The sequence below is a fragment of the Microbacterium sp. WCS2018Hpa-23 genome (assembly GCF_031843845.1).
GTDB lineage: Bacteria > Actinomycetota > Actinomycetes > Actinomycetales > Microbacteriaceae > Microbacterium.
This window is the reverse complement of the sequence record NZ_JAVTIZ010000007.1, coordinates 294203-315389: the sequence shown is the minus strand read 5'-3', so window position 1 is coordinate 315389 and position 21187 is coordinate 294203. Positions and strand designations below refer to the sequence as shown.

Annotated in this window: 17 protein-coding genes; 10 read left to right on the top strand and 7 right to left on the bottom strand. The window is 68.2% G+C overall.

All coding sequences use genetic code 11. From position 1 onward, the window contains the following. Positions 1-46: 46 nt before the first annotated feature. The 3 genes from sucB to RQG77_RS13950 all read right to left on the bottom strand — a co-directional run bounded on the left by sucB (position 47) and on the right by RQG77_RS13950 (position 4744). Positions 47-1828, bottom strand: coding sequence for a 2-oxoglutarate dehydrogenase, E2 component, dihydrolipoamide succinyltransferase (gene sucB, locus RQG77_RS13960; RefSeq protein ID WP_311245223.1), 1782 nt, complete (start codon positions 1826-1828; stop codon positions 47-49). Between the two features lie 67 nt (positions 1829-1895). Further along, positions 1896-3269 carry a dihydrolipoyl dehydrogenase gene (gene lpdA / locus RQG77_RS13955; RefSeq protein ID WP_311245222.1) on the bottom strand — a complete coding sequence of 458 codons (1374 nt, stop codon included), beginning with the start codon at positions 3267-3269 and terminating at the stop codon, positions 1896-1898. A 2-nt stretch (positions 3270-3271) separates the two neighbouring features. Further along, positions 3272-4744, bottom strand: coding sequence for a leucyl aminopeptidase (locus tag RQG77_RS13950; protein ID WP_311245221.1), 1473 nt, complete (start codon positions 4742-4744; stop codon positions 3272-3274). A gap of 104 nt (positions 4745-4848) precedes the next feature. Between RQG77_RS13950 and RQG77_RS13945 the strand changes: the two genes are divergently transcribed. The 3 genes from RQG77_RS13945 (at position 4849) to RQG77_RS13935 (ending at position 7897) form a co-directional block, all read left to right on the top strand. After that, the gene (locus RQG77_RS13945) at positions 4849-5790 is read left to right on the top strand and encodes a PAC2 family protein (RefSeq protein ID WP_311245220.1); all 942 of its coding nucleotides are present in this window, start codon (positions 4849-4851) and stop codon (positions 5788-5790) included. 179 nt (positions 5791-5969) lie between these two features. Next, positions 5970-7205, top strand: coding sequence for an RNA polymerase sigma factor (locus RQG77_RS13940; protein ID WP_311245219.1), 1236 nt, complete (start codon positions 5970-5972; stop codon positions 7203-7205). Next, a complete protein-coding gene (locus RQG77_RS13935; protein WP_120493613.1) occupies positions 7205-7897 on the top strand; it encodes a coenzyme F420-0:L-glutamate ligase in 693 nt (230 codons plus the stop codon). The genes RQG77_RS13940 and RQG77_RS13935 overlap by 1 nt, the downstream gene beginning before the upstream one ends. An 89-nt stretch (positions 7898-7986) precedes the next feature. Here RQG77_RS13935 and RQG77_RS13930 read toward each other — a convergent pair whose 3' ends face one another. Beyond that, positions 7987-9003, bottom strand: coding sequence for a sugar-transfer associated ATP-grasp domain-containing protein (locus tag RQG77_RS13930; protein ID WP_311245218.1), 1017 nt, complete (start codon positions 9001-9003; stop codon positions 7987-7989). A 79-nt stretch (positions 9004-9082) separates the two neighbouring features. Between RQG77_RS13930 and RQG77_RS13925 the strand changes: the two genes are divergently transcribed. After that, a complete protein-coding gene (locus RQG77_RS13925; protein WP_311245217.1) occupies positions 9083-9790 on the top strand; it encodes an alanine racemase C-terminal domain-containing protein in 708 nt (235 codons plus the stop codon). Continuing rightward, positions 9787-10827: an alanine racemase gene (locus RQG77_RS13920; RefSeq protein ID WP_311245216.1), complete on the top strand. Its 1041-nt coding sequence runs from the start codon at positions 9787-9789 to the stop codon at positions 10825-10827. The genes RQG77_RS13925 and RQG77_RS13920 overlap by 4 nt, the downstream gene beginning before the upstream one ends. Before the next feature lie 88 nt (positions 10828-10915). Here RQG77_RS13920 and RQG77_RS13915 read toward each other — a convergent pair whose 3' ends face one another. Beyond that, the gene (locus RQG77_RS13915; protein ID WP_042540282.1) at positions 10916-11128 is read right to left on the bottom strand and encodes a hypothetical protein; all 213 of its coding nucleotides are present in this window, start codon (positions 11126-11128) and stop codon (positions 10916-10918) included. Positions 11129-11312: 184 nt separating this feature from the next. Between RQG77_RS13915 and RQG77_RS13910 the strand changes: the two genes are divergently transcribed. Continuing rightward, on the top strand, positions 11313-13415 hold the full coding sequence (locus RQG77_RS13910; RefSeq protein WP_396653414.1) for a type IIA DNA topoisomerase subunit B: 2103 nt from the start codon (positions 11313-11315) through the stop codon (positions 13413-13415). 16 nt (positions 13416-13431) lie between these two features. On the opposite strand, the gene RQG77_RS13905 is transcribed toward RQG77_RS13910, so the two are convergent. Beyond that, positions 13432-14649, bottom strand: coding sequence for a glycosyltransferase (locus tag RQG77_RS13905; RefSeq protein ID WP_311245215.1), 1218 nt, complete (start codon positions 14647-14649; stop codon positions 13432-13434). A 32-nt stretch (positions 14650-14681) separates the two neighbouring features. Between RQG77_RS13905 and RQG77_RS13900 the strand changes: the two genes are divergently transcribed. Genes RQG77_RS13900 through RQG77_RS13885 form a run of 4 tightly spaced genes read left to right on the top strand, consistent with a single transcriptional unit; the run spans position 14682 to position 18686 of the window. Continuing rightward, positions 14682-15671, top strand: coding sequence for an NAD(P)-dependent oxidoreductase (locus RQG77_RS13900; RefSeq protein ID WP_311245214.1), 990 nt, complete (start codon positions 14682-14684; stop codon positions 15669-15671). Further along, positions 15668-16465 carry an MBL fold metallo-hydrolase gene (locus RQG77_RS13895; protein ID WP_311245213.1) on the top strand — a complete coding sequence of 266 codons (798 nt, stop codon included), beginning with the start codon at positions 15668-15670 and terminating at the stop codon, positions 16463-16465. Before RQG77_RS13900 ends, RQG77_RS13895 begins: the two co-directional genes overlap by 4 nt. After that, positions 16465-17757 (top strand): F390 synthetase-related protein, encoded by a 1293-nt coding sequence (locus RQG77_RS13890; RefSeq protein WP_311245212.1) that lies wholly within the window; start codon positions 16465-16467, stop codon positions 17755-17757. The genes RQG77_RS13895 and RQG77_RS13890 overlap by 1 nt, the downstream gene beginning before the upstream one ends. Next, entirely contained in the window at positions 17751-18686 is a 936-nt protein-coding gene (locus tag RQG77_RS13885) for a 3-oxoacyl-ACP synthase III family protein (protein WP_311245211.1), read from the top strand. Before RQG77_RS13890 ends, RQG77_RS13885 begins: the two co-directional genes overlap by 7 nt. A 39-nt stretch (positions 18687-18725) precedes the next feature. Here the strand turns inward: RQG77_RS13885 and RQG77_RS13880 are convergent, their stop codons facing one another. After that, the gene (locus tag RQG77_RS13880; protein WP_311245210.1) at positions 18726-21170 is read right to left on the bottom strand and encodes a DNA topoisomerase IV subunit A; all 2445 of its coding nucleotides are present in this window, start codon (positions 21168-21170) and stop codon (positions 18726-18728) included. Positions 21171-21187: the final 17 nt, after the last annotated feature.

Below are 21187 nucleotides of genomic sequence, written 5' to 3'. Positions count from 1 at the left end.
TAAAAGAGACAGACGACGTCGCGGACCAGCCAGGGTGATGCTGTGGTCAGGCTCCGAGCTGAGCGGCGAACTGCGCCGACTCGAGGCGGGCCTTGACGGCGCCCAGGAAGCGGGCGGCGTCGGCGCCATCGATGATGCGGTGGTCGTACGAGAGCGCGAGGTACACGTACGAGCGGACGGCGATCGCGTCTGCGCCGCCGACCTTGACAAGACCCGGGCGCTTGACGACCGTTCCGGTGCCGAGGATCGCGGACTGCGGCAGGAACACGACGGGGGTGTCGAACAGCGCGCCACGCGAACCGGTGTTGGTCAGCGTGAACGTGCCGCCGGCGAGCTCGTCGGGCTTCAGCTTGTTGTCACGCGTGCGCGCGGCGAGGTCGGCGATCTCGTGGGCGATCTCCGCGATGTTCTTCGATGCGGCATCTCGCAGAACCGGCGTGAGCAGACCGCGCTCGGTGTCGACCGCGATCGACACGTTCTCGGACTCCGGGTAGACGATGTTCTCTCCGTCGACCGTGGCGTTCACGATCGGGAAGGCGCGCAGCGCCTCGGCGGCAGCCAGAGCGAAGAACGGCAGGAACGACAGCTTGTCGCCGGTCTTCTCGAGGAACGATCCCTTGACGCTGTCGCGGTAATCCGCGAGAGCGGTGACATCGACCTCGACCACGGTGGTGAGCTGAGCGGTCTGCTGCATCGACTCGACGGCGCGCTTGGCGAGGACCTTGCGCAGACGGGACATCGGCTGCGTGGTGCCACGCAGCGGCGAGACCTCGAGCGGAGCCGGTGCGGCAGGAGCGGCGGCTGCAGCGGGTGCAGACGACGCGCTCTCAGCGGCCTTGAGGACGTCTTCCTTGCGGATGCGTCCGCCCACGCCGGTGCCGGTGACGCTGGCGAGGTCGACGCCCTGCTGCGAGGCCAGGCGGCGAACGAGCGGGGTCACGTACAGGTTGTCGCTCTCAGTGGGGAGGGACAGCTTCGGCTCGGCCGGTGTAGAAGCCGCAGCGGGTGCGGGCTCCGACGGCGCGGCCGCAGGAGCGGGGGCGACAGGTGCGGCGGCGGCCTCGGCAGCGGGAGCCTGTGTCACGGGAGCCTCAGCCGCCGGCGCGGCCGGAGCCTGGGCAGAAGGAGTCTCTGCGGGAGCGGCCGGCGCCTCTGCTGCCGGAGCGGGAGCCTCTGCCGGAGCCGCGGGAGCAGCACCGGAGCCGACACGGGCGAGCACGGCGCCGACGGCGACGGTCTCGTCTTCGGCGGCCACGATCTCCTGCAGCACGCCGGCGACGGGCGAGGGGATCTCGGTGTCGACCTTGTCGGTGGAGATCTCGAGCAGAGCCTCATCGACCTCGACGGTGTCGCCGATCTGCTTGAGCCAGCGAGTGACGGTGCCCTCGGTCACGCTCTCGCCCAGCTCGGGGAGGACGATGTCGGTGGCGTCGCCTGCCGGAGCGGCGGCGGGCGCGGCCTCGGCGGGAGCGGCAGGTGCGGGCTCTGCCTGTGCAGCGGGTGCCTCGGCCTGCGGTGCGGCCGGCTCGGGAGCCTGTTCGGCGGCCGGAGCCGCTGCGGCAGGAGCATCGTCGGCAGGGGCCGAGGTGCTGCCGTCGCCGATGCGCGCGAGCAGCGCGCCGACCTCGACGGTCTCGTCCTCGGCGACGAGGATCTCCTCGATCACACCGGTGATGGGCGAGGGGATCTCGGTGTCGACCTTGTCGGTCGAGATCTCGAGCAGGCCCTCATCCGCCTGAACGGTGTCTCCCACCTGCTTGAGCCAGCGGGTGACCGTACCCTCTGTGACGCTCTCGCCGAGAGGGGGGAGGACGACGGATGTGCTCATGACTGAGTCTCCTTCAAGAAGTTAAATGACGCGTGTCTAGCTTAGTGAACTGTTCACCGGTTGGTGTTCAGAGGGCGTGCAGTGGCTTTCCGGCGAGCGCGAGGAAGGCTTCGCCGAGTGCCTCGCTCTGAGTCGGGTGAGCGTGGATGAGGGGTGCGATGTCCTCGGGGTGGGCCTCCCACGCGACGGCCAGCTGGCCCTCGGTGATGAGTTCGCCCACACGGTCGCCGAGCAGGTGGACGCCGATCACGGGTCCGTCCTTGAGTCGGACGACCTTCACGAGCCCGCCCGTGCCGATGATCTCGCTCTTGCCGTTTCCGGCGAGGTTGTACTCGTAGGCGACGACGGCATCCGCGCCGTGCTCGGCGACGGCTGCCTCCTCGGTGACGCCGACCGACGCGACCTCGGGGCTCGAATAGGTGACTTTGGGGATCTGGATGTCGGGGATGTTCGTGGGGGAGAGCCCGGCGATCCGCTCCGCGACCGCGATGCCCTGCTGGAAGCCGCGATGTGCGAGCTGCAGACCCGGGGTGATGTCGCCGACGGCCCACACTCCGGGGACGCCGGTGCGGAGGTCCTGATCGACCGTCACGAAACCACGGTCGAGGGCGACACCCGCCTCCTCGAAGCCCAGGTCGGAGGTGACCGGACCGCGTCCGACAGCGACGAGGAGGTAGTCGGCGGAGAACTCCTTGCCGTCTTCGAGCGTGACCGTGACCGATCCGTCATCCTGGGTGGCGGTCTGGAACCGGATGCCGAGCGAGTACTGGATGCCGCGGCGGCGGAAGGCACGCTCGAGGCCCTTGCTCATCGCGATGTCCTCGTTCGGGACGAGATGCGGGAGGGCTTCGATGATCGTGACCTCGGCGCCGAACGAGCGCCACACGCTCGCGAACTCGACGCCGATCACACCGCCGCCGAGGATCAGCACGCGCTCGGGAATGACATCGAGAGCCAGAGCCTGCTCGCTCGTCAGGATCCGTCCGCCGATCTCGAGACCGGGGAGAGTCCGGCTGTAGGACCCTGTGGCGAGGATCACGTCCGTGCCGACGTAGACGTCGTCTCCCACACTGACGGAGCGGTCGGCGTTGAGCCGTCCGGTGCCTGCGACCGTCGTGATGCCGCGTGCCTTGACGAGACCTTCGAGGCCCTTGTACTTCTTCGCGACGATGCCCTCGCGGTAGGCGCGCACACCGGCGGGGTCGATGCCCTCGAGCGTCGCGGAGATGCCGACATGAGCGGCGCCGCGTACGTGCTCCGCCACCTCTGCGGCGTGCAGGAGCGCCTTGGTGGGGATGCATCCCCGGTGCAGGCAGGTACCGCCGACCTTGTCCTTCTCGATCAGCGCGACGGACTTGCCGAGCTCGCTCGCTCGCAGTGCTGCGGCGTATCCGCCGCTTCCGCCGCCCAGGACGACGATGTCGAAGGTGTGCGTGGTCATGGTCATGCCTCCGTGTGGGATGCTTCGGCGAACGCGACGATCGATCGGACCATCGCGCCCGTGGGGCCCTTGTCGGTGAAGCCGTACGGCGCACCGTTGTGCTCGCCGGATCCGGCGATGTCGAGGTGCACCCAGGGGATGCGAGGGGCGTCCTTCTCGTCGGAGACACGTCCGACGAAGCGTCGCAGGAAGAGCCCTGCGTACGACGCACCGCCCATGCGGTCGCTCATGTTCGCGTTCTGCATGTCGGCGATGGGGGAGTCGAGTGAGTCCTCCATGTGATCAGGCAGAGGCATGTGCCAGGCGAGCTCGTCCGCGGCCCGGGTGGCGCTCAGGAACTCGGCGACCGCGTCATCGGCGCCGAAGACACCCGTGTGACGGTGGCCCAGCGCCATCACGATCGCGCCGGTGAGCGTCGCGACGTCGATGATCACGTCGGGGTTCTCCCGGCTGGCGGCGACCAGTCCGTCAGCCATGACCAGTCGACCCTCGGCGTCCGTGTTCGGGACCTCGACGGTGGTGCCGTCGAGCATCCGGATGACGTCACCGGGGCGCAGCGCCCGACCGGAAGGCATGTTGTCGGTGATGCAGAGCCAGGCCGTGACGCGCACGGGAAGCCCGAGCGTGGCGATCGCACGCAGTGCGGCGACGCTGGTCGCGGCCCCGGCCATGTCGAACTTCATGCCCACCATCGAGGCCGCGGGCTTGAGCGAGAGTCCGCCGGTGTCGAACGTGATCCCCTTGCCGACCAGGGCGATGTGGCGGGTGGCGTTCTCGGGCGCGTAGTCGAGTCGCACGAGACGCGGAGGGCGGTCGGAGCCCTGGGCGACGCCGAGGATTCCACCGAAGCCCTGCTCTGCGAGGGCAGTCTCGTCGAGGATCTCGACGGTGACGTCGAGGCCTTCGACGCTGTCCGCGGCGCTCTGCGCGAGCTGGGTGGGGCTCTGCCACTCGGCGGGCACGAACACGAGGTCCTTCACGAGGGCGACGGCCTCGCCGACCGCGACTGCTCGAGAGAGCTCTTCGTCGTCGAGATCCGCATGCAGCACGACCGACGTGGCGCGGCTCTTGCCGGGCTCGCGGCGGTAGCTGTCGAATCGGTAGCCGCCGAGCACTGCGCCTTCGGCCGCCGCGGAGGCGAACTCCTCGAGTCCGCGAGCGAGGCCGAGTGAGACGTTCTCGAAACCGGTGAGGGAGCGAAGCGCTGCACCGACCGCGTTCCGCACGGCTGAGGCATCGGCTGTGCGTCCGACACCGACGACGGCGAACGGCAGCTCCGTGACCTCCGGGGCATACACGCGGGTGAACGCCGACGGTGAGCCCGTGAAGCCGATGCCCTTCAGGGAGGCGGCGAGTCCCGGGTGGTCCGACAACGACTCTGTGGAGTCGGAGATGTCGGGGATGACGAGCACTGCGGCGTCTGCAGCGCTTCCGGGGAACTGATCTGAGGTGCGCGCGAGCGCGGGAAGCGTCATGAGTCCATCCTAGGGAAGCCGGCCGGGGGAGACGCGGAGCGAGTGTTCGCTCTCAGCATGACGGCCACCGCCCGCCCGTCGGAACCTGCTCGTAGCATGGACTCATGCCCTTCTCCGGAGAGATCCATGAACGTGTAGCGAACGCGCCGGCGGTGCCGCGCGGGCTGCCCCTTGTCCTGCTCCTTACGGGTTTCACCGACGCGGGCAACGCTGTCTCAGGTCTCATCGAGCACCTCCGCGAGACGACCGCCCCCGAGCCGATCGCGGTCTTCGACAACGACGTGCTCCTCGATTACCGCGCGCGTCGCCCCGTGATCTCGTTCGATCAGGATCACCTCACGGAATTCCGCCCCGCGCGGCTCGAGCTCTCGCTCGCGACCGATGCTCTCGGTCAGAAGTTCCTGCTCCTCGCGGGCTACGAGCCCGACTTCGCGTGGAACGAGTTCGCGCGCACGGTGCTCGACCTCGCCGACGAGTTCGAGGTGTCCGGCCTCAACTGGGTCCACTCCATCGCGATGCCCGTGCCCCACACCCGTCCGATCGGCACCACGGTCAGCGGCAACCGTCGCGAGCTCACGGTCGCGCACTCCGTCTGGCGTCCGCGTACTCAGGTGCCGGCGACCGCGGGGCATCTGCTCGAGTTCCGATTCGCCGAGCACGGCGCCCGCGTCGTCGGCTTCGTCCTGCTCGTTCCGCACTACCTCGCAGAGACCGAGAATCCGGAAGCCGTGATCGCGGCCGCCGAGAAGCTCATGGCCGCCACCGGTCTCGTGATCCTGCTCGACGAGGTGCAGGAGCGCCGCCAGGACTATCTGACGCGGGTCGACGAGCAGGTGCTCGGCAACGACGAGCTGCAGCAGATGGTGCAGGGCCTCGAGCGTCGCTACGACGCCTATATGGCCGGACGCGATCCCGAGGACGGCTCGTACGACGAGGGCGGATTCAACGAGCGCGACCTGCCGAGCGCCGACGAACTGGCCGCCGAGCTCGAGCGCTATCTCGCCTCACGTCCCAGCGGCGACGAGGACAAGCCCGGCCGACGCTGACGTCGGAGTCGACATCCGGGTCGCGAACTTCGTCCGAATGCACCTGCATGCCCACACGTGTGCGATACTAGGACTCTGACCCGTTGTCAATCGATCTTTCCGGAGATCTGACTTGACAAGGGTCTTACTAGTGTCCGAAATGCTCCGGGGCCTGCGATCGGCCCCGTGAAAGGCGAAACGTGACTCCTGCCACGACGAAGAAGACCCGGACGACGAAGAAGACCGCCGACGCTCCCGAGGTCGACGCCCCGGTCGAGGAGGCCGCTGAGAAGCCGGTTCCCAAGACCGCTGCGCAGCGGGCCGCTGCCAAGCGTGCGCCCGCGAAGAAGAAGAAGGCCGATGACATCGTCGAAGACGACGAGACTCCTCCGCCCGCAGAACCCGATGAGGACGACGAGGACGCCAAGCCCAAGTTCACCGAGCCGCTGCCGACCGGCGCCATCGTCATCTCGTCGAACGACGACGAGGACGTGCCGGTCTACTCCACGCAGATCACAGGCGCGACGGCCGACCCTGTCAAGGACTACCTGAAGCAGATCGGAAAGGTCGCACTGCTGAACGCGGCTGAAGAGGTCGAGCTCGCGATGCGCATCGAAGCCGGTCTGTTCGCCGAAGAGAAGCTCTCGACGATGACCGCCGCCGAGAAGGCCGGCCAGCTGGGACTCGATCTGCAGTGGGTGGCCCGTGACGGTCAGCGCGCGAAGAGCCACCTGCTCGGAGCCAACCTGCGTCTCGTCGTCTCGCTCGCCAAGCGCTACACCGGCCGCGGCATGCAGTTCCTGGATCTGATCCAGGAGGGCAACCTCGGTCTGATCCGTGCGGTCGAGAAGTTCGACTACACCAAGGGCTTCAAGTTCTCGACGTACGCCACCTGGTGGATCCGTCAGGCGATCACGCGCGCCATGGCCGACCAGGCCCGCACCATCCGCATCCCGGTGCACATGGTCGAGGTCATCAACAAGCTGGCCCGCGTGCAGCGCCAGATGCTGCAGGACCTGGGCCGCGAGCCCACGCCGGAAGAGCTCAGCCGCGAACTGGACATGACGCCCGAGAAGGTCGTCGAGGTCCAGAAGTACGGTCGCGAGCCCATCTCGCTGCACACGCCCCTCGGTGAGGACGGCGACAGCGAGTTCGGTGACCTCATCGAGGACACCGAGGCGGTCGTCCCCGCGGACGCGGTCGGCTTCACGATGCTGCAGCGCCAGCTCGAGCAGCTGCTCGACTCGCTCTCGGAGCGTGAGGCTGGTGTCATCCGGATGCGCTTCGGACTCGGCGACGGCCAGCCCAAGACGCTCGACCAGATCGGTGACACGTTCGGCGTGACGCGTGAGCGCATCCGTCAGATCGAGTCGAAGACGATGGCGAAGCTGCGCCACCCGAGCCGCTCGCAGTCGCTCCGGGACTACCTCGAGTGATGCAGGCGAACGAGGGCAAGGCGCTCGAGACGAGTGTCGACGGCAAGAGCTACGCACGTATTCCGCTGCGCACCCGCGTCGTCATGCCTGACGACGACCTCGACTCCGTCATCACGGAGTACGCGAAGGATGCCGTGCAGCCGGGAGACCTGCTGTTCGTGACCGAGAAGATCGTGGCGATCACACAGGGACGCTCATACCGTCTCGACGAGATCACTCCGCGTCCGCTCGCGCGCTTCCTCTCGCGGTACGTCGTACGCACGTCCTACGGCATCGGTCTCGGCATGCCGGAGACGATGGAGATGGCGCTGCGCGAGTGCGGCACCCTGCGCATCCTCTTCGCGGCCGGCGTCTCGGTCATCACGAAGGCCTTCGGCCGTCGCGGTGACTTCTATCGCATCGCGGGCGACAAGGCCCGCGCGATCGACGGACCCACGAAGAACACGATCCCGCCCTACAACCAGGCGGTCGTGCTCGGGCCGAAGAACCCGCGCGAGGTCGCTCTCCGCGTCCAGAAGCTGGTCGGCGGACAGGTGGATGTCGCGGTCGTCGACATCAACGACATCGGCGGCAACATCCTCGGCTCGACCCTCGACAAGGCCGGTGAGCGCCGGCTCGTCCAGATCCTGGGCGACAATCCGCTCGGACAGGCGACACAGTCGACGCCGATGGGAATCGTCCGCGAGGTCTGACCTTCGCGAGTCGCACTGACAGCAAGAAGGCCCGGATGCTCAGCATCCGGGCCTTCTTCGTGCCCGAGCCGGGTCGGAACCCAGTCGGGTCAGAACCCGATCGCGGCCTGGTAGCGCGGCTTGTGGCCCGTGCGGATGCCCGTGACGCTCGGCTTGTTCTCGTACACGCCGGCTCCCCAGTTGCCCTCGACCAGGACAGGCCCCTCGGGGGTGACCACGACGTCCCAGCCGACGTACTGCACCTGGGGTACGACGCGAGCCACCTGGTCGACGAACTCCCGGACCTCGTCCATCATCGGCAGCTGGAAGTCGGCGATCGGGAAGCCCGAGTCAGGGTGCGTCACGTGCACGTGACCGTGCGAGTCGTAGCCCGAACCGACGGAGTGCCCGTTCTCGTCGAGCATCGTGTAGAAACCGCCGAAGCTCATCTGGTCGCTCACCGCTCCGCGCCCGAACTTCTGCGCCATGGCGAGGATGTGCGTCTTCTCGCCGTCGAAGAACGCGGTGATGCGGGTGGTGTTCACGGTGCCGGGGCAGACGGCCGCGAGGTCGGCGTGCTGACGGATGACCTCTTCGACCAGCACCTGCTTCTTCGACAGCAGTTCCGCTTGGAAGGAGTCCCAGTCGGTCACGTCGGCGGCGTGGTAGCGGTGCACCCCGGTGCCGGCCTGCCCGTGCGTCTCCTTGACGACGATCGTGCCCTGACGCTCTGTGAAGGCGCGCAGGTCGTCGGCATTGCCCTCGGTGATGAGCATCCACTCGCGCTTGAGGAACGCGTCGAAGACGGCGTTGAACTCGGCCTTGTCGTGGAAGAGGTGGCGGTAGTCGGGGTGGTCGTACTTCTGCGAGATCTCGTTGGAGACGGGGTGCGTCATGAAGGTGTCGCGCTCGGCCTTGGTGAGGATCGCGAAGTCGTAGTCGATGTAGTCCTGGAATCCGACGTTGTGTCGACCCGCCGACCACAGCATGTCGACCACCACGAGGGGCACGGCCTTGCCGTGCTGGGCGGATGACTCCTTGGCCCTCTCGATCACCGAGGCGACGTCGATGCGGCGGGCGCGCGTCAGCAGATAGCGGACGCGGGGCACGAGCGAAAAGCGTGACATGGATCTCCAAGGTCGGGGTCCCATCCAGTCTACGGGGGGCACGCAGGGCATCCTGAGAAGGCGGAGCTAGGCTGGAACCGTGTGTGAGAAGACATCCAGTTCCCGTCCGCGGGCGATGATCTCGCGGTCGGCTCTGGCTGCGTCCGCGTCCGCAGCCGTCGACGCCGGAGGCCGCATCGCGGATCTCCGCAGGGATGCCTGGGGCCACGGAGTGCTCGCGATCGCGCATGCCGTGACGGGTGCCGGCGCTGCCGCCGTGCTCGTGGACTACGCCGAGGAGGCCGAGATGCTGCGACTCGAGGGCATCGAGGCGGTCACCGAGGGCGCGGCCGACATCGATCCGTCACTGCTCTACGGACTGCCGGACGCCGAGGGAACTCTGCGCACCACCCCCGTGATGCGGCTCGCCGGACGGATACTCTCGACCAAACCGCTGAAGGCCGGAGACGCGGTCTCGTACGGCTACACGCATCGGGCATCGCGCGACACCACAGCGGCACTCATCACCGGCGGATATGCGCAGGGGATCGTTCGCGCGCTCGGCAACGCGGCTCACGTCGAGATCGACGGCGTGCAACGTCCGATCGTCGGGCGCGTCGCGATGGATGTCTGCGTGATCGATCTGCAAGGTTCCTCCGAGGCCCAAGTGGGTGTCGACGCCACCTACTTCGGCGGGACGGGACCTGCCGGCCCTGGGCTCGCGCGCTGGAGCGCTGTGACCGGACTCACGATCGCCGAGCTCATCACCGTGGCCGGGTCGCACGCGGAGCGGGGGTGGGAGGCATGAGCCGCCCGGAACTCCGCATCCGCACCGATCGGTTCGTGTCGAACATCGCCGCCGTGCGCGAGCGCATCGCTCCGTCGGCCCTGATGGTGGTCCTCAAGGACGACGCATACGGACACGGGCTCCGCTGGGCGGTCGAGGCGGCCCAGAGCGCCGGCGTCGAATGGTACGGCTCCTACGACGTCGGCAGCGGCGTCGAGGCACGGCGCGTACTGGGCGAGAGCGGGCGCGTGCTCGCCTGGGTCACATCGACCGATTCCGAGATCGACGAGGCGCTGCGTCAGCGCATCGACCTCGGCGTCGGCAGCGCCGAGTACCTCGAGCGCATCGTCGCGCGGGCCGACCACCTCGGCCTCCGCGCCCGGATCCACCTCAAGATCGACACGGGGCTGCACCGCAATGGACTGCTGCCGGAGGAATGGGCGCAGACGATCGCGGATGTCCGAGCAGGCGAGACCGCAGGACAGCTCGAGCTCGTCGGAGTGTGGAGCCATCTGGCCGAAGCCAGTGACGCCGAGGACGACGAGGCGCAGGCGGCGTTCCTCGAGGCCGTCCGCGTGGTCGAGCAATCCGGGGATACCCCCGAGGCGCTGCATCTGACGGCATCCGCAGCATCGTGGTGGCGCCCCGAACTGCGCGGTTCCGTCTCTCGGATCGGTGCGTTCTGCTACGGCGTCCGCTCGGCCGACGGCCCGGACCTGGAGGGAATCCTCCCTGTGGCGGAGCTCGTGGCCACGGTGACCGAAGTCCGCGACAACGGCGCGGTGATCGCGATCGGCTCCTTCGACGGCATTCCGTCCACGCTCGTGGGAACGCCTGTCGGCACACCCGACGGACCACGCGAACTGCTCCGCATCGACAGGACGACGTCCGTGGTCGCCTCCTGGCCGGGGATGCAGGTGGGCGACACCGTCCGACTCTTCGGGGCGGGGGAGCACGGGGAATCCAGCGCGACCACGCTCGCAGAGAGCATCGACACGGTCGGGGAGGAGATCCTCACCCGACTGACACCTCGCGTGCGACGCGTCGTCATCGAGTGACGAGAGGAGCCGATTGACGAACGGGTTCGGTCAACGAAAAGCGGAGCCCGTCGCATGACGGGCTCCGAGGCGGATCAGACCGAGTGGCTCAGTCGATCAGACGAGCGGTCTCATCGTGCCAGCTCGTGGCGATGCTGCGGAGCTTCTCTTCGTACTTGCGTCCGTGGTGGGCGCAGAAGAGCAGCTCGGAGCCGTTGACCTCGGCCGCGATGTAGGCCTGAGCGCCACACGAATCACAGCGATCCATGGCGGTCAGGCGGAACTCGACGGCGGAGGTCTCACGTTCAGTCGTTGCGTTCATCTCGGTGCCTCCTTGAGAGTGTCGGGTTCGCTGGTTGGGCGTGATCAATGTAACCACGCTGTGGCTGCAGTAATGCCCGGTTTGCGGCGTGTTTCGCTCAGCGCGTACGCGCAGCAGTCGCAGCGGTCGCCCACGGGGAGTGTCTGCAGGCCACGGGGAGGCATCGCGAATAGACTCGGAGATTGTGACCGCCGAGTATTCCGCCCATCATCTCCAGGTGCTCGAAGGGCTCGAGGCCGTCCGCAAGCGTCCCGGTATGTACATCGGTTCGAACGGATCCCCGGGCCTGATGCACTGCCTCTGGGAGATCATCGACAACGCCGTCGACGAGGCCGTCGCGGGCAACGGCTCGAAGATCGACATCATCCTGCACGAGGACGGCAGCGTCGAGGTCCATGACCGCGGCCGCGGCATCCCCGTCGACGTCGAGCCCCGCACCGGTCTCACCGGCGTCGAGGTCGTGTTCACGAAGCTGCACGCCGGCGGCAAGTTCGGCGGCGGATCGTACGCCGCATCCGGTGGTCTGCACGGTGTCGGCGCCTCGGTCGTCAATGCGCTCTCCGAACGCCTCGACGTCGAGGTCGACCGCGGCGGCAAGACGTATGCGATGTCCTTCCATCGCGGCGAGCCGGGACTCTTCGCCGACACCGGCGAGAAGCGACCGGACGCGACGTTCACGCCGTTCCAGGACAAGAGCGAGCTGCGGGTCGTCGGCAAGGCGCCGCGCGGTACCAGCGGCACGCGCATCCGCTACTGGGCCGATCACCAGATCTTCACGAAGGACGCCGCGTTCCAGCTCAACGATCTGGTGGACCGCGCTCGACAGACGGCGTTCCTCGTCCCCGGCCTCGAGCTCGTCATCCGCGACGAGCGTGCGGCGAACGGATCCGAGGTCGAAGGTCAGGCGATCGAGACCTCCTACCGGTACGACGGCGGCATCTCGGAGTTCGTCGAGTACCTCGCGAACGACGCTCCCGTCACCGACACCTGGCGCATCCAGGGCGAAGGCACGTTCAAAGAGACAGTGCCGGTTCTGCAGGCCGACGGTCACATGATCGCGACAGAAGTCGAGCGCGTCTGCGCCGTCGACATCGCGATGCGCTGGGGAACGGGATACGACACGACCACGCGGTCGTTCGTCAACATCATCGCCACGCCCAAGGGCGGCACGCACCAGCAGGGCTTCGAGCAGGAGCTGCTCAAGGTGCTGCGGTCACAGGTCGATCAGAACGCACGCCGTCTGAAGGTCGGCAGCAACGACAAGCTCGAGAAGGACGACGTCCTCGCGGGTCTCACCGCGGTCCTCACGGTGAACGTCCCCGAGCCGCAGTTCGAAGGGCAGACGAAGGAGATCCTCGGCACACCGGCCGTGCGCCAGATCGTGGCCCAGGTGATCCGCAAGGATCTCGCGGCTCGCTTCAGCTCGACCAAGCGAGACGACAAGAGCCAGGCGACGCAGCTGCTCGACAAGATCGTCGCCGAGATGAAGGCCCGCGTCTCGGCTCGCGCTCACAAGGAGACCCAGCGACGCAAGAACGCCCTGGAGTCGTCCACCCTGCCGACCAAGCTCGTCGATTGCCGCACGAACGAGGTCGAGCGCAGCGAGCTGTTCATCGTCGAGGGGGACTCCGCTCTCGGTACGGCCAAGAATGCGCGCAACAGCGAGTTCCAGGCTCTGCTGCCGATCCGAGGCAAGATCCTCAACGTGCAGAAGGCATCCGTCGGTGACATGCTGTCGAACACGGAGTGCGCGTCGATCATCCAGGTGATCGGTGCGGGGTCAGGTCGGAGCTTCGACATCGACGCCGCGCGCTACGGCAAGGTGATCCTGATGAGCGACGCCGACGTCGACGGCGCGCACATCCGCACGCTGCTTCTCACGCTCTTCTACCGGTACATGCGACCGCTCATCGAGCACGGACGCGTGTTCGCCGCGGTGCCGCCGCTGCACAGGGTGATCGTGATGAACCCCGGCTCCAAGCCCAACGAGACCATCTACACCTACAGCGAGCAGGAGATGCACACGCTCCTGGCCAAGCTCCGCAAGGCAGGCAAGCGCTGGCACGAGCCGATCCAGCGCTACAAGGGTCTGGGCGAGATGGACGCCGAGCAGCTCGCGAACACCACGATGGATCGTGGCGGACGGCTTCTGCGCCGCGTGCGCATGGAGGATGCCGAGGCGGCGGGTCGCGTCTTCGAGCTGCTGATGGGCAACGAGGTCGCTCCGCGCCGTGAGTTCATCATCGACTCGTCCGACCGCCTGTCGCGGGAGTCGATCGACGCCTGATCGTCACCCCTGATCGTCAGTGCGCGAGCGACAGCGCGGCGCGGTAGACGTCGATCAGAGCATCACGGTGGGTGTCCTGCGCGACCTGATCGCGATGGGAGATCGCAGCTGTGCTCATCGACCGGATGGCGGCCGGGTCGTCGCGCAGTGCGCGGAGTGTCTGGGCGAGCCCCGTCGCATCCGGGGTCTCGGTCACGATTCCGCCGCCGTCGGGGAGCATCTCGGCGAGGTCCGGGTCGGTGACGATCACCGGCAGCCCCGACGCGATCGCTTCGAGGATGACCATCGGCTGGTTGTCGAAGTCGAGCGAGGTCGACACCAGCACGTGCGCCTGACGCATGCCGTCGAGCACGCGGGACTGAGGGACCCCGCCGTGCACCGTGAGACGCCCCGACGATAGATCCGCCGCCGCGTCCGCGACAGTGCGACGAGCGACACCGTCACCGAACATCTCGGCGCGGACTCCGGGCGACTGCCGTAGGGCGTCCGCGAAGACCTGAGGCCGTTTCTCGGGCGACAGACGGCCGCACCACACGACGCGGAGCTCGTCGCCCGGCGCGACGATCCGCGGCGTCGGTGAGCCGACCCGGTCGAGCACGCTCGACTCGAGTCCGTTGGACAGCACGGTGAGCGGTGTCTGCACGCCCTGGGCGACCAGCTTCTCGGCGAAATGCGCCGACGGCACGATCACCTGGTCGGCGTGGTTCGCCTGACTCACCATGAGCCGCCACATCCGCTGGGCCATCCGCGTCTTCGCGTATGCGGCGGTCGAGTCGATGCGAGCCCGGTCGTGGCTCAGGCGTCGTCGATGCATCGCCGCGAGCAGCGCCGTCGTGACGGAGGGAAGCGGAAGCACGGATCGCGTGTAGACGTCGATGCGCCCGTGCATGGTCTGCACGATCGGGATGCCGAGGGCCCGCGCGGCCTCGAAGCCGGCGAGCGCCGCGAACATCTCGGTGTGCACGTGGACGATCTCGATCCCGTGCGTGCTCAGACCGTCGCGAAGCGCCGTCGCCGCGGCTGTCGGCGTCCACGTGAACGGATAGCCGTCTGGCGCGAAGCCGCGGGCTGTGGGAAGCCGCACGATGTGCGGATCGGCACTGGGCTCAGCCAGCGGAGCGAACACGAAGACCTCGTGCCCGGCGTGCTCCAAGGCCTCCCTGTGCGCTTTGATCACGGTCTGCACGCCGCCCAGAGTCGGCAGGTAGTAGTCGGTGACCATGGCGATGCGCACTCGACCACAATAGGGCGGCTAGGGTGATGTGCATGTCCGGAGCCCGTGTGCTGGTGACGGGGGCGAGCGGGTTCCTCGGCGGCTACGTGGTGCCCGAGCTGCAGCGCCACGGGTACGAGGTCTTCGCGGCGGGGCGCAACAAGGCGGCCCTTGCACGGGTCGCGGACGCGGTGCATCGGATCCCCGGCGATCTCGTGTCGCTCCGCACCCGCGATCTTCCGGTGGATGCCGTGATCCACTGTGCGGCGCTGTCGACGCCCTGGGGGCCCTGGAAGGACTTCCGCGAGGCGAACATCGAGGGCACAGGTCATGTCGTCGAATTCGCCCGCCGCAACGGCGTCCGACGGATCGTGTACGTGTCGTCTCCGAGCGTGTATGCCGCGGCCCGTGACCGCATCGCGATCCGGGAGCCCGATGTCGATCGCAGCAACCGCCTCAACGGGTACATCCGCTCGAAGATCGCTGCCGAGGACCTCCTGCTCGAGGCACTGGATGCCGGAACGATCCCCGAGGTCGTGATGGTGCGCCCACGAGGACTCATCGGCGTGGGGGATCCGAGCCTCGTGCCGAGGCTGCTCGATGTGCACACGCGGATCGGCGTGCCCCTCTTCGACGGCGGCGACAACCTCATCGACGTGACCGCGGTCGAGAACGTCGCTGCGGCGCTGCGACTCGCGGTGACCGAGGGGAACGGCGCCGGAGGGGTCTACAACATCTCGAACGGCGACCCACGGCGGTTCCGCGAGCTGCTGACGACGCTGCTCGAGCTGATGGGGCAGACGCCTCGGTTCCGCCCGATGAGCAGACGGGCCGCATGGACCCTCGCTTCCGCTCTGGAAGGAGTGTGCGCGGTGCTTCCCGGTCGGCCCGAGCCTCCGCTCACCCGCTATACGCTCAGCACCATCGCCTACTCGCAGACTCTCGACATCACGCGTGCGCGCGAGGAGCTCGGATACCGCCCCGAGGTGACGCTGGACGATGCACTCGCCACGGTCGCCGCCCATCTGAGGGCGGGCGCGTGACCGCCAGACTCCGCCACTACGTGTGCGGGAGCACTTCGCACGATATCGGTGCGATGTTCCACGGCGCGTCGCACGGAGTCCGCGAGTTCCCGTCCGGGGTGTTCCTGTACGACGGTGCAGACGGACGGCGCGTGCTGTTCGACACCGGTTACGCGACGGGCGAGTGGCACACAGGCTGGCGCGGTGCCGTCTACCGGCGGCTGCTGCCGCCGAGCGTCGACGATGCGGATGACGTCGCCGCACGCCTCAGAGCCGACGGCATCGATCCGGCATCCGTCTCGCATGTCGTGCTGTCTCACCTGCATCCGGACCATGTCGGGGGAGTCCGTCGGTTTCCGCACGCCACCTTCGTCCTGAGCGCCGGACACGAGCGGACGCTCTCGGCACCGCGGCTCCGCACGGGGGTGCTCCCGGGGCTGTTCCCCGAGTGGTTCCCGGGTGCAGGCCGCAGCGTGCTCGACGACGACGCATTCTCGACGGTCGAGATCCACGGCGTCGCACTGCGCGCTCACGACCTCTTCGGCGACGGCTCGTACCTGGTCGTCGAGCTCCCCGGCCACGCCGACGGGCACCTGGGCGCGCTCATCGAGCACCGAGTGCTGCTGGCGGGGGATGCGGCCTGGGGAGCCGATCTCATCGAGGCGACCCAGGGTCTGAAGACGTTGCCCCGGCTCGTCCAGCACGATGCGGATCGGTACGCCGCCACAGCGCGCGTTCTCGGCAGTCTCGTGTCCGCCGGCATCCGAGTCGTGTGCAGCCATGACCCGCTCGGCGCGAAGGAGCTGCTGGACTGATGACCAAGTTCGCGATCCTGCGGGAGTTCGTCGCGGTGCGGTGGTTCCGGCCGCTGCGCACGAGGACGGCCGTCGAACGACGTCAGCGTCGCCTGCTGCGGTCGCACCTGCGGTTCCTGCGGCAGCGATCACCGTACTTCCGCGAGCAGCTGGCGAGCCGGTCGTTCTCCGAGCTTCCGTTGATGGACAAGAGCGTCATGATGAGCCGCTTCGACGAGATCAACACCGTGGGCGCCGGACGCGACGAGGCGCTCGCCCTCGCGATCGAGAACGAGCGCTCCCGAGACTTCGAGGCGGATCTGGGTTCGAACTCGGTCGGGCTCTCGAGCGGGACGAGCGGCCACCGCGGCCTCTTCGTGGTCAGCAGCCCCGAGCGCGACGCCTGGGTGGGAACGGTGCTCGCACGCACCCTCCCGCGAGGCAGGCTGCTCGGACATCGGATCGCGCTGTTCCTCCGGGCGGACAACAGCCTCTACGAGTCGGTCGGTTCGCGAGCCGTGTCGTTCCGATACTTCGACGTGTACTCCGACATGGACGAGAACATCGCCCGGTTGCAGGAGTACCGCCCGACCATTCTCGTCGCCCCGCCGTCCGTCCTGAGACTGATCGCGCGAGCGGCCGATGCCGGGGCCTTCGACGTCGTGCCCGAGCGGGTGTACTCGGTGGCCGAGGTGCTGGAGATCGCCGACGAGCAGCGCATCAGGGAGTCGCTCGGACAACCCCGTCTGCACCAGCTGTACCAGTGCACGGAGGGCTTCCTCGCGCACACCTGCGAGCGCGGCGTCATCCACCTGAACGAGGACAACATCCTCGTCGAGCGCGAGGCGCTGGATGCCGAGCGGTTCACGCCGATCATCACCGACCTCCGCCGACGCGCCCAGCCGATCGTGCGGTATCGGCTGGGCGACGTCCTCCGCGAGCGGGATCGACGCTGCCCCTGTGGCAGCGCGCTCACGGCGATCGAGCGCATCGAGGGTAGAGAGGGCGACACGCTGGTCTTCCGAGGCCTCGACGGGCGTGACGTCCCGGTCTTCGCGGATGTGATCACACGCGCGCTGCTCTACGCCGACGGCTTCGACGAGTACCGCATCACCCAGATCGGCGCGTCGCGGCTGCAGATCGCCCTGGACACGGTCGATGATCGATCTCGGCGCCGCGTCGAGGACGAGGTGGGCGCGCTGGCCGACAGGCTCGGATGCGAGCGACCCGATCTCACTTTCGTGGACTATGTCAGAGACGGTTCGGTGAAGCTGCGCCGGGTGGTGCAGGAATGGGGGGACCGGAGATGGTGAGGAACTGCGAGATCGTCGGGTGGGGCACGTCGCTTCCCGCACGGACGGTGCGGTTCGACGACGAGACGCGGTATCGCATCGAGGACGACGTGTCGCATCTCGACATGCTGACCGAGGCATGCGAGCGGGCGCTCGCGCGCGCGGGAGTCGAAGCGGATCAGATCGACCTCGTGCTCGGCGCCTCCGCGGCCGGGATCCAGCCGATCCCGTGCACGGCTGCGCTCGTGCTCGAGAGGCTGACCCTCACCGGTCACGCTGCGGCCTTCGACGTCAACTCGACCTGCACGAGCTTCATCACGGCTCTCGACGTCGCGTCGCGGTACCTGGACGCCGGCGATCACGAGACGATCCTCGTGTTCGCGGGCGACGTGGGAACGCGTTTCCTGAATCCCGAGCAGCGCGAGAGCTTCGAGCTCTTCAGCGATGCCGGTGCAGCCGTCGTGCTCCGCCGCTCCGCCGACGCCGACCGGGGCGTGATCGCGAGCACTCAGCGCACCTGGCCCGCCTATGCGCACGACACCGAGATCAGGGGAGGGCTGTCCGGGTCGCCCGCGCAGGCCTATGCCACGGCAGACCCCGCCGACTACCTGTTCGACATGGACGGACGCCGAGCGCTGCTCGGGATGATGCGCGTGCTGCCGGAGTTCTTCGACGCGTTCCACCGAAGCTCGGGGATCTCCTACGACGACGTCGCGCTCTGGGTGCCCCATCAGGCGTCGGCCGCGCTCGGACCGATGCTCGACCGCCTCGGCATCCCGGTCGAACGCCGCATCGACGAGGTGAGGGAGTTCGGCAACATGGTGTCGTCATCGGTCCCGTTCATGCTGGCCCGCGCTCTCGAGAGCGGTCGGGTCGGCGCCGGTGACACCGTGATCCTCTGCGGCACGGCCGCGGGCCTCACGGCCAACATCCTCGCGCTCCGACTCTGAGCCGCCGGCGGGGGACCGAAGTCTCCCGGCCGGTCCCGCTCACACCAGAGTGCGGCCGATGCTTCCGATCACCCCGTCGATCGGCTGCCCCGAGGCGTCACGTCGCGCACCCGCGTCCGGGAGCTTGCGCACGGCACCCGTCGGGTCGACGGCCTGTGCCGGGCTCGGTCCCACCCAGGCGACCGTCAGACGGTCCTCGCCCTTCAGGAACGCGTGCGCCCGCACACCGCCGGTCGCCCGGCCCTTCGAGGGGTACTCGGAGAACGGCGAGACCTTCGCGCGGCCCGGTTCGGTTCCCGGAAGGCTGCTGTCGCCTCCGGACACCGTGGCGACCACGGCATCGGACTCGGGGTTCACCGCACCGAAGAAGAGCACCGAGGCGCCTGCGCCCAGCTTGATGCCGGCCATGCCACCCGCTGGTGCACCCTGTGGTCGCACCGCAGACGCGGAGAACCGGAGCAGCTGGGCGTCGCTCGTCACGAAGACGAGGTCGTCATCGTCCCGCGCAGCCACCGCGCCGACCACCGTGTCACCGGGCTTCATGCCGATGACCTCGAGATCGGGGCGCACGGGCAGTGTCGACGGGACGATCCGCTTCACGGTGCCCTGTGCCGTGCCGAGCGCGATCGGCACCTCGCTGTCGAAGCGGACGAAGCCCAGGATGCGCTCTCCGCGGGTGGTGATCCCGAGGTAATCGCGTAGCGGGGCTCCTGCGGCCAACTGCACGGACGACGACGGCACCGACGGCAGGTCGACGGGGGAGAACCGCAGCACGCGACCCTCGGTCGTCAGCGCGCCGATCTCGGCACGGACCGTGGTCTCGATCGTCGTCAGGATCGCGTCGTGCTTGCTGCGGCGCGGCGGCAGGGAGAGCTCCTGGCCCTCGCCGAGATCCACCCGCACCGCTCGACCGGTCGTCGAGAGGACGAGCACGGTCGGCGCGTCCGCGATCTGCAGATCGACCGCGGCGCCCTTCGTCGCACGGGGCTTCGGGGGAGCGGCGTTCATCAGGAGCGTGCGGCGAGGAGTGCCGTAGGCGTCTGCCGCGGCATCCAGTTCCTTCGCGACCGCAGCCCGAAGCAGCACGTCGCTGCCGAGGAGCTCGCGCAGCGCGGCGATCTCGGCGAGCAAGGCGTCGCGCTCGGTCTCGAGTTCGATGCGCGAGAACTTCGTCAGTCGGCGCAGGCGCAGCTCGAGGATGTACTCGGCCTGCAGCTCGCTGAGGTCGAACACGGAACGCAGTCGCGCACGCGCCTGCTCGGAGTCGTCGGACGAGCGGATGACCTGGATGACCTCGTCGATGTCGAGGATCGCGATGAGCAGACCCTCGACGAGGTGCAGCCGCTCTTCGCGCCGCGCGAGCCGATACCGGCTGCGTCGCGTGATGACCTCGAGACGGTGTGCCACGTAGACCCGGAGCATCTCCTTGAGCCCCAGTGTGCGGGGCTGTCCGTCGACGAGTGCGACGTTGTTGATGCTGAAGGAATCCTCGAGGGGCGTCAGGCGGTACAGCTGCTCGAGCACCGCGTTGGGGTCGAACCCGGTCTTGATGCCGATCGCGACGCGCAGGCCGTGGTTGCGGTCCGTGAGGTCGGTCACGTCGCTGATGCCCTGCAGCTTCTTCGCCTGCACCGCATCGCGGATCTTCTCGATCAGTCGCTCGGGGCCGACCATGTACGGCAGCTCAGACACGATGATGCCGGTTCGCCGCGGTCCGAGGGGTTCGACGGAGACCTTGCCTCGCACCTTGAGCGCGCCGCGTCCGTTCGTGTACGCGTCCTTGACACCGTCGAGACCCATCAGGATGCCACCGGAGGGGAAGTCGGGCCCGGGCACGAACTCCATGAGCTCTTCGGTCGTGGCGTCGGGGTTCTCGAGCAGGTGCGTGGCGGCGGCGACGACCTCGATCAGGTTGTGCGGCGCCATGTTGGTGGCCATGCCGACCGCGATGCCGCTCGCTCCGTTGACGAGGAGGTTGGGGAAGGCGGCCGGGAGCACGGAGGGCTGCTGGAACTGGCCGTCGTAGTTCGGGATGAAGTCGACGACGTCCTCGTCGAGGTTCTCGGTGAGTGCCATCGCCGGGGACGCCAGGCGCGCCTCTGTGTAGCGCGCCGCGGCTGGTCCGTCGTCGAGCGAGCCGAAGTTGCCGTGGCCGTCGACGAGGGGAACGCGCAGCGCCCATTCCTGGGCGAGTCTCACGAGGGCGTCGTAGATCGCGGTGTCGCCGTGCGGGTGCAGCTTTCCCATGACCTCGCCGACGACACGGGCGCTCTTCACATGGCCGCGGTCGGGCCGGAGCCCCATTTCGGCCATCTGATAGAGGATACGGCGCTGAACGGGCTTGAGACCGTCGCGGGCGTCGGGCAGTGCCCGCGAGTAGATCACCGAGTAGGCGTACTCGAGGAAGGAACCCTGCATCTCGGTTTCGAGATCGATGTCCTGGATTCTCTCCGGGGCGAGCTCGGGAGGCGGGGTCTTCGGCATGGCCATCCTGAATGGGT

What these genes read in the sequence shown, in the direction of transcription:
- RQG77_RS13885 (WP_311245211.1), top strand. Translation starts at nt 17,751, where the DNA reads ATGGTGAGGAACTGCGAGATCGTCGGGTGGGGCACGTCGCTTCCCGCA.
- RQG77_RS13915 (WP_042540282.1), bottom strand. Translation starts at nt 11,128, where the DNA reads ATGAACGCAACGACTGAACGTGAGACCTCCGCCGTCGAGTTCCGCCTG.
- RQG77_RS13900 (WP_311245214.1), top strand. Translation starts at nt 14,682, where the DNA reads ATGTCCGGAGCCCGTGTGCTGGTGACGGGGGCGAGCGGGTTCCTCGGC.
- RQG77_RS13945 (WP_311245220.1), top strand. Translation starts at nt 4,849, where the DNA reads ATGCCCTTCTCCGGAGAGATCCATGAACGTGTAGCGAACGCGCCGGCG.
- sucB (WP_311245223.1), bottom strand. Translation starts at nt 1,828, where the DNA reads ATGAGCACATCCGTCGTCCTCCCCCCTCTCGGCGAGAGCGTCACAGAG.
- lpdA (WP_311245222.1), bottom strand. Translation starts at nt 3,269, where the DNA reads ATGACCACGCACACCTTCGACATCGTCGTCCTGGGCGGCGGAAGCGGC.
- RQG77_RS13890 (WP_311245212.1), top strand. Translation starts at nt 16,465, where the DNA reads ATGACCAAGTTCGCGATCCTGCGGGAGTTCGTCGCGGTGCGGTGGTTC.
- RQG77_RS13880 (WP_311245210.1), bottom strand. Translation starts at nt 21,170, where the DNA reads ATGCCGAAGACCCCGCCTCCCGAGCTCGCCCCGGAGAGAATCCAGGAC.
- RQG77_RS13920 (WP_311245216.1), top strand. Translation starts at nt 9,787, where the DNA reads ATGAGCCGCCCGGAACTCCGCATCCGCACCGATCGGTTCGTGTCGAAC.
- RQG77_RS13935 (WP_120493613.1), top strand. Translation starts at nt 7,205, where the DNA reads ATGCAGGCGAACGAGGGCAAGGCGCTCGAGACGAGTGTCGACGGCAAG.
- RQG77_RS13950 (WP_311245221.1), bottom strand. Translation starts at nt 4,744, where the DNA reads ATGACGCTTCCCGCGCTCGCGCGCACCTCAGATCAGTTCCCCGGAAGC.
- RQG77_RS13930 (WP_311245218.1), bottom strand. Translation starts at nt 9,003, where the DNA reads ATGTCACGCTTTTCGCTCGTGCCCCGCGTCCGCTATCTGCTGACGCGC.